The organism is Kitasatospora phosalacinea (assembly GCF_000717185.1).
GTDB classification, from domain to species: Bacteria; Actinomycetota; Actinomycetes; order Streptomycetales; family Streptomycetaceae; genus Kitasatospora; species Kitasatospora phosalacinea_A.
In genome coordinates this window covers 1-5,446 of record NZ_JNYE01000175.1, presented here as the reverse complement: position 1 = coordinate 5,446, position 5,446 = coordinate 1, and the positions used below count along the sequence as shown (strand labels likewise).

Genomic DNA, 5,446 nt, shown 5'->3' with positions numbered 1-5,446 from the left:
GCGCCGGACGAGTGCGGGGTGTTGGCGGCGTTGGCGTTGGGTGACCGGTGGGGGCACCGGTACTCGCCTGCGTCGTGCAACGGCGGGGTGGCGAAGGAGAGCGTGTGGAGCGAGGTGCACGTGGACTCCTCCCCGTACGCCCAGCGGAAGCGGCAGTTCCAGGGGTGAGCGGAATGGCCCGTGCGGCCCCGGCCCGGGCCGCACGGGCGGTCAGTGGGGTCGGCCCGCGGGGGTCGGGGCCGTGACGGCGAGGGGGGCGGGGGCGGTGCGCAGGACGCCCGCGGTGGCGGCGGTGGCGACGCAGAACAGGGTGAGCAGGAGGAAGGCGTGGTTGAGGGCGGTGAGGTGGGTGAGCCAGCCGATGACGGCGGGCCCGGCGAGCATGCCGAGGTAGCCGAGTCCGGCGACGCGGGAGACGTTGGCGCCCGCGGCGGCGGGGTCGGCGTGGCCCGCGGCGCTGAGGAGTTGCGGGACGCAGCCGGAGAGGCCGAGGCCGAACAGCGCCCAGCCGAGGAACGCGGCCCACACCCACGGGGTGAGCGCGGCGACCGTGATGCCGAGGGCGGCGGTGAGCGCGCCGTGGCGCAGGACGGCCGCCGGGCCGTACCGGGTGGCGATCCGGTCGGCGAGCAGGCGTCCGGTGGTCATGGCGGCGGCGAAGGTGCCGTAGGCGAACGCGGCGGTGGACGCGGGCGTGCCGAGGACGTCCTTGAGGTGGAGGGCGCTCCAGTCGTTGGCGGCGCCCTCGGCGAGCATGACCATCAGCGCCAGGACGGCGAGGACCCGGATCCGGCGGTGGACGTCCCCGCCCGGCACGGCGGGCCCGGCTCCGGCGGGCGGCGCGTCCACGGCAGGCGGCACTTCCGGGGCGGACGGCGCGTCCGCAGCAGGCGGCACTTCCGGGGCGGACGGCGCGTCCGCAGCAGGCGGCGCGTCCGGGGCGGACGGTGCGGTGCCGGGCAGCAGGGCGCGGGCGGCGAGCAGGGCGGTGGCGACGCCGAGCGCGCCGAGCAGGGCGAGGGTGGCGGTCGGGCCGAGGCCGGTCGCGGCGGCTGCCGCGGCGGCACCGGCGGCGAGCACGCCGCCGATCGAGAAGGTGGCGTGGAAGCCGGACATGACGGGTCGACCGTAGGCCTGTTCGACGTGGACGGCGTGGGCGTTCATGCTGACGTCCAGGCAGCCGTTGCCGAAGCCGAAGACCAGGAGCGCGGCCGCCAGCGTCCACGGGTTCGGGGCGAGGGCGGGCAGCACCAGGGAGGCCGCGCACAGGACGCCGGAGGCGGGCACGGCGGTGCGGGCGCCGAGGCGGTCGGTGAGGGGACCGGCCGCCCGCATGCCCGCGAAGGCGCCGAGGCCGAGCAGGACGAGCAGGCCGCCGAGGGCGGCGTGGCCGATGCCGACCCGGGCCTCGACCGCGGGGATGTGCACGACCCACGCGCCCATCAGGGTGCCGCACAGGACGAAGTAGACGTAGGTCGCCGCTCGGGCGGCCCGGAGCTGGCGTTCCATGCCGACGACCATAACGAACATTCCTCGTGTGCGAAAGCACGCTATCGAACAGTTTGAATGTTCGTTGCGGGGTGCGGTTCAATTCCGGTATGAACACCGCGGAGCGCCACACCCTGATCGCCCAGGCCGTCCGGGACGCGGGCAGCGCGACCGTCCTGGAACTCGCCGCGCTCACCGGCGCCTCCGAGATGACCGTCCGGCGCGACCTGGACGCGCTGGCCGCCCAGGGCGCCCTGGAGCGCTTCCGCGGCGGCGCCCGCACCCTGCTGCTGCGCGGCGAGGAGCCGCCGTTCGCGCTGCGGGCCCGCGAGGCGGTCGACGCCAAGCAGCGCATCGCCGCCGCCGTCTGCGCGCTGATCGCCGACGGGGAGACCGTGCTGCTCGACAGCGGCACGACCTGCCTGGAGGTGGCCCGGCTGCTGCGCGAGCGCCCCGTCACCGTGATGCCGCTGTCGCTGCCCGCCGTCCACGTGCTCGGCGACGCACCCGGCCCGGCCACCCTGCTCGTCCCCGGCGGCCGCCCCCGTCCCGTCGAGGGGGCGCTGACCGGTCCGCTGGCCCTCGCCTCGATCAACGCGCTGCGCTTCGACACCGCCGTCCTGGGCTGCTGCGCGCTCAGCGCCGCCGACGGGCTGACCGCCTACGACCTGGACGACGCCACCGTGAAGAAGGCCGCGATCGCCGCCGCCCGCCGCACCGTGGTGGCCGCCGACGGCGGCAAGCTCGGCCGGACCGCCTTCGCCCGGGTCGCCCCCGCCGCGGGCCTGCACACCCTCGTCACCGACGCCGGGGCCCCCGCCGACGAGCTCGCCGCCTTCACCGCCGCCGGGACGGCCGTCGTCCGCGCCTGACCGCCGCGCCCACGGCCCCGGCTCCCGACCTCGGCACCGGCCACCGGCCCCGGCACCAGTGCTGTCGGCGAAGGGAGCCTTAAGGGCAGCTCAAGTGGCCGGGGAACGCTTGACTGGCCTGCCCGGCCGGGGCATTTTGAGTGCACGGAACGGTCCGGCCGCTCCGCGCACGGTGCAACAAATCCGCCTCCCGGGGCGGCTGTTGAGAGAACAACCCCCACACACGGCCCGACCGGTCGCGCTCCCCCACAGTCAGTAGGCGCGACCGGCCGGGCCGGAATCGTGACGGTCCGTCAGGAAGCGTCCTGGGCGGACTTCATGAGCTCGGCGAAGTCGACGGTGTCGCTCGCGCTCGGGGCGCTGGTGGTGACCGAGGAGCCGTAGTCGGTGTAGAGCGCGGTGGAGACCACCTTGCCGACCTTGCTGTCGAACGACTCGACCTTCTTGACCAGCAGGTTGTCGGTGCTGATCCAGACCTCGATGTGCTCGGTGGTGATGCCGGACTCGGTGAACTGCTTCTGCAGGGCCTCGGTCTGCTCCGAGGTGAGGCCCTTGCCCCCGGCCTGGGCGAGGTCGACCGCGGCGAGGTCGCCCTCGTACTTGGTGGACTTGACGCCACCCACGGTCTCGGTGCCAGTCTTCTCGACCTTGCCGGAGGCGATCAGGGCGCGCACCGAGGAGACCGGGTCGGCGTTCTGCAGCTGGTTCTTGAGGCTGTCGCCGGCCGCGCCCATCAGCTTGGCGAGGTCCGCGTAGCCGTACTTGATCCAGTGGGCGCCGCCGAGCTGCGCGGCCATCCCGTCGCCCATGTTGATGTACATCGCGTCGCTGAGGTAGCGGGCGGTGATGCTGCCGTCGCCGCCGGCCTCGGCGAGGGAGTCGGCCATCGCACCGCCGACGTTGCCGCTGACCTCGCCCTGCAGGCCGTCCGCCCAGGAGATGGCGCCCTTCATGGCGGTCTTCGAGGTGCCCATCTCGGTGGTGACCTCGACCTTGGCGGACTTGGCGGCGCTGGTCTTCTCGCCCACCAGCTTGAGCAGCGCGGCGGGGTCGAGGGCGGCGGCCTGGCCGTCGGGCGCGGAGTTGCCGCCCCCGGTGCTCCCGGTGCCCCCGGTGCTGGACGAGGCGGAGCCGTCGCCGCCCTTGCTGGCGCAGCCCGTCGCGGTCAGGGCGAGCACGACGACGGTCGCGGCGAGGAAGGTACGTCCGGTCTTGCGCATGTGGTTCTTCTCCCCCTGGGAAACGTCCCGGTGCGGTGTCTCCGCCGCCGGGTGGCGCCGGGCCGGTGGTCTCCCGGGCCCGAACGGGTCTCGTCGGGTCTCATCGGGTGCCGCCGTCCCGGGCGGTGGCGAGGGGGCGTTCCGGCGGCGCGACCCGGGCGGTGCGCCGGATTAGCCCTCTCATACCGTTCTCATACTTCTCTGGCTACTCCGTGCCGGACTCTAGCCGATGCCCGCGACAGCCCGGCAACGAAACGGCTCCCGTTCGGTGCCAGGACGCCGACAACGACCGGAAGCCGCCCGCCCCGGACCGGAAGCCCGCGGAATTCCGCTTGCCACGCCGACGAGAATGACCGACATGCCGCCCGTCGACGCCGCCGCCCTGCTCGTTGCCATGGACGCCCTCCCGCTCCCCGAGCGCGAGGCGCTGTTCGTCCGCACCGTCCGCGCCGTCTGCGCCACCCCGCCCGCCGGAGCCACCGCGGCGACCGACGCGGCGACCGACGCGGCGACCGACGCGCTGGTCGGCGAGTTGGCGGCCCGCGGCCGGTACGGACGGCGGCTGGCCGCGTTCGCCGCCGTGCTCACCGCCCGGGCCGACCTGCTCGCCCCCCGGCTGACCGACCCGGACCGGGTGGTGCGCGGCCGGGCGATCGACGCGCTGCGCACCGTACCGGAGTTGGCGTCGGCCGTGCCGGACGCCTACCGGCGGGCGCCGCACGCCGTCCGGAAGGAACTGCGCGGAGCGGTGGCGCGCGGCCGGGACGCGCAACTCGCCGCCCGGCTGCTGCCGGTGGCCCGCGCGCACGGCGGCGAGAACGAGGCCGCGGCCCTGCTGCCGGCCTGCCCGCCCGAGGTGGTGGCCGCCGAACTGCCGGGCCTGGCCCCGGCCTGGGACACCTGGTGGGCGCTCGGCGCCCGGCACCCCGACGCGGTGCTCGACCACGTCGAACGCGACCTGGCGGCCCGACCGGACGGCGCGGCCCCCGACCACTGGGGCGCGGCGGACGTGCCGCTGGCGCCCCTACTCGCGCTGCGCCCGGCCCGGGTGCTCGACCTGCTGGAGCGCCACCCCGGCCGGAGCGCACCGTGGTGGGCCCTCAGCGGCTTCGGCCACCTGCTCGCGGTGGACGCCGAACGCGCCACCGCCTGGCTCGCCGCCACCCCCCGCCCGCGCATCGGCCGGGAGGAGCAGCCCAGCCGCACCGCGCTCCACCGCCTCGTCCGGGCCGACCCGCCGTCACTGCCCGCCCTGGGCCGCCGTTGGCTGCCGGAACCCCGCCTGTTCGCCCCGCTGCTGCGGGCCGTCCCGCCCGCGCGGCGCGCCGCGTTCCTGGACGCCGCCGCCGACGGACATCCGCTGGACGCCGCCCGGCTGACCGAACCGGTGCTGCGGCTGCTGCCGCGCGAGCGCCGCTGGCAGGAAGCCCGCAGGCTGCGCGCCGAACAGGCCGCCAAGGGACTGGCCGGGCACCAACTGCTCTGGCTCACCGCCCTCTCCGAGCCCGGGGAGGCCCGGGCCGAACTCCTGGAACGCACCCGGCTGCCACAACCCGGCGACCGCGCCGAGGCCTGGCGGCACCTGGTCCGGGCAGCCGCCGCGGACCGGCGCCCGGAGGCGGTCGGCGTCCTGCTCACCGACCTCGGCCGCCTGCACAACGAACAGGACCCGGTCCGCCAGGCCGCGCTCACCGCCCTCGCCGCCTTCCCCGCCCACCGCTTCACCGCAGCGCACGCCGAAGCACTCACCGCCCTGACCGCCACCACGCTCGACGCCCGCGACTGCTCCCCCGGCACCCGCACCGCCCTGACCACCCTGGCCGCAGCCGTCCTCGCCGCCCACCCCCAGCCCACCCATCCCCACCC

3 protein-coding genes and 1 pseudogene are annotated in these 5,446 nt (G+C 76.0%); 2 read left to right on the top strand and 2 right to left on the bottom strand.

The window, feature by feature from the left end; genetic code table 11:
* Window positions 1–210: 210 nt before the first annotated feature.
* Window positions 211–1,509 carry an MFS transporter gene (locus OO57_RS36890; RefSeq protein ID WP_033257223.1) on the bottom strand — a complete coding sequence of 433 codons (1,299 nt, stop codon included), beginning with the start codon at window positions 1,507–1,509 and terminating at the stop codon, window positions 211–213.
* A gap of 89 nt (window positions 1,510–1,598) precedes the next feature.
* On the opposite strand from OO57_RS36890, the gene OO57_RS36885 reads away from it, so the two are divergent.
* Window positions 1,599–2,360 (top strand): DeoR/GlpR family DNA-binding transcription regulator, encoded by a 762-nt coding sequence (locus OO57_RS36885; protein WP_033257221.1) that lies wholly within the window; start codon window positions 1,599–1,601, stop codon window positions 2,358–2,360.
* Window positions 2,361–2,653: 293 nt separating this feature from the next.
* On the opposite strand, the gene OO57_RS36880 is transcribed toward OO57_RS36885, so the two are convergent.
* A complete protein-coding gene (locus OO57_RS36880; RefSeq protein WP_033257220.1) occupies window positions 2,654–3,580 on the bottom strand; it encodes a hypothetical protein in 927 nt (308 codons plus the stop codon).
* Between the two features lie 349 nt (window positions 3,581–3,929).
* Between OO57_RS36880 and OO57_RS43290 the strand changes: the two are divergent.
* Window positions 3,930–5,446: pseudogene (locus tag OO57_RS43290) on the top strand (hypothetical protein); the annotation flags it as partial.

Coding starts and splice junctions, on each gene's coding strand:
- OO57_RS36890 (WP_033257223.1), bottom strand. CDS start 1,509: ATGGAACGCCAGCTCCGGGCCGCCCGAGCGGCGACCTACGTCTACTTC.
- OO57_RS36885 (WP_033257221.1), top strand. CDS start 1,599: ATGAACACCGCGGAGCGCCACACCCTGATCGCCCAGGCCGTCCGGGAC.
- OO57_RS36880 (WP_033257220.1), bottom strand. CDS start 3,580: ATGCGCAAGACCGGACGTACCTTCCTCGCCGCGACCGTCGTCGTGCTC.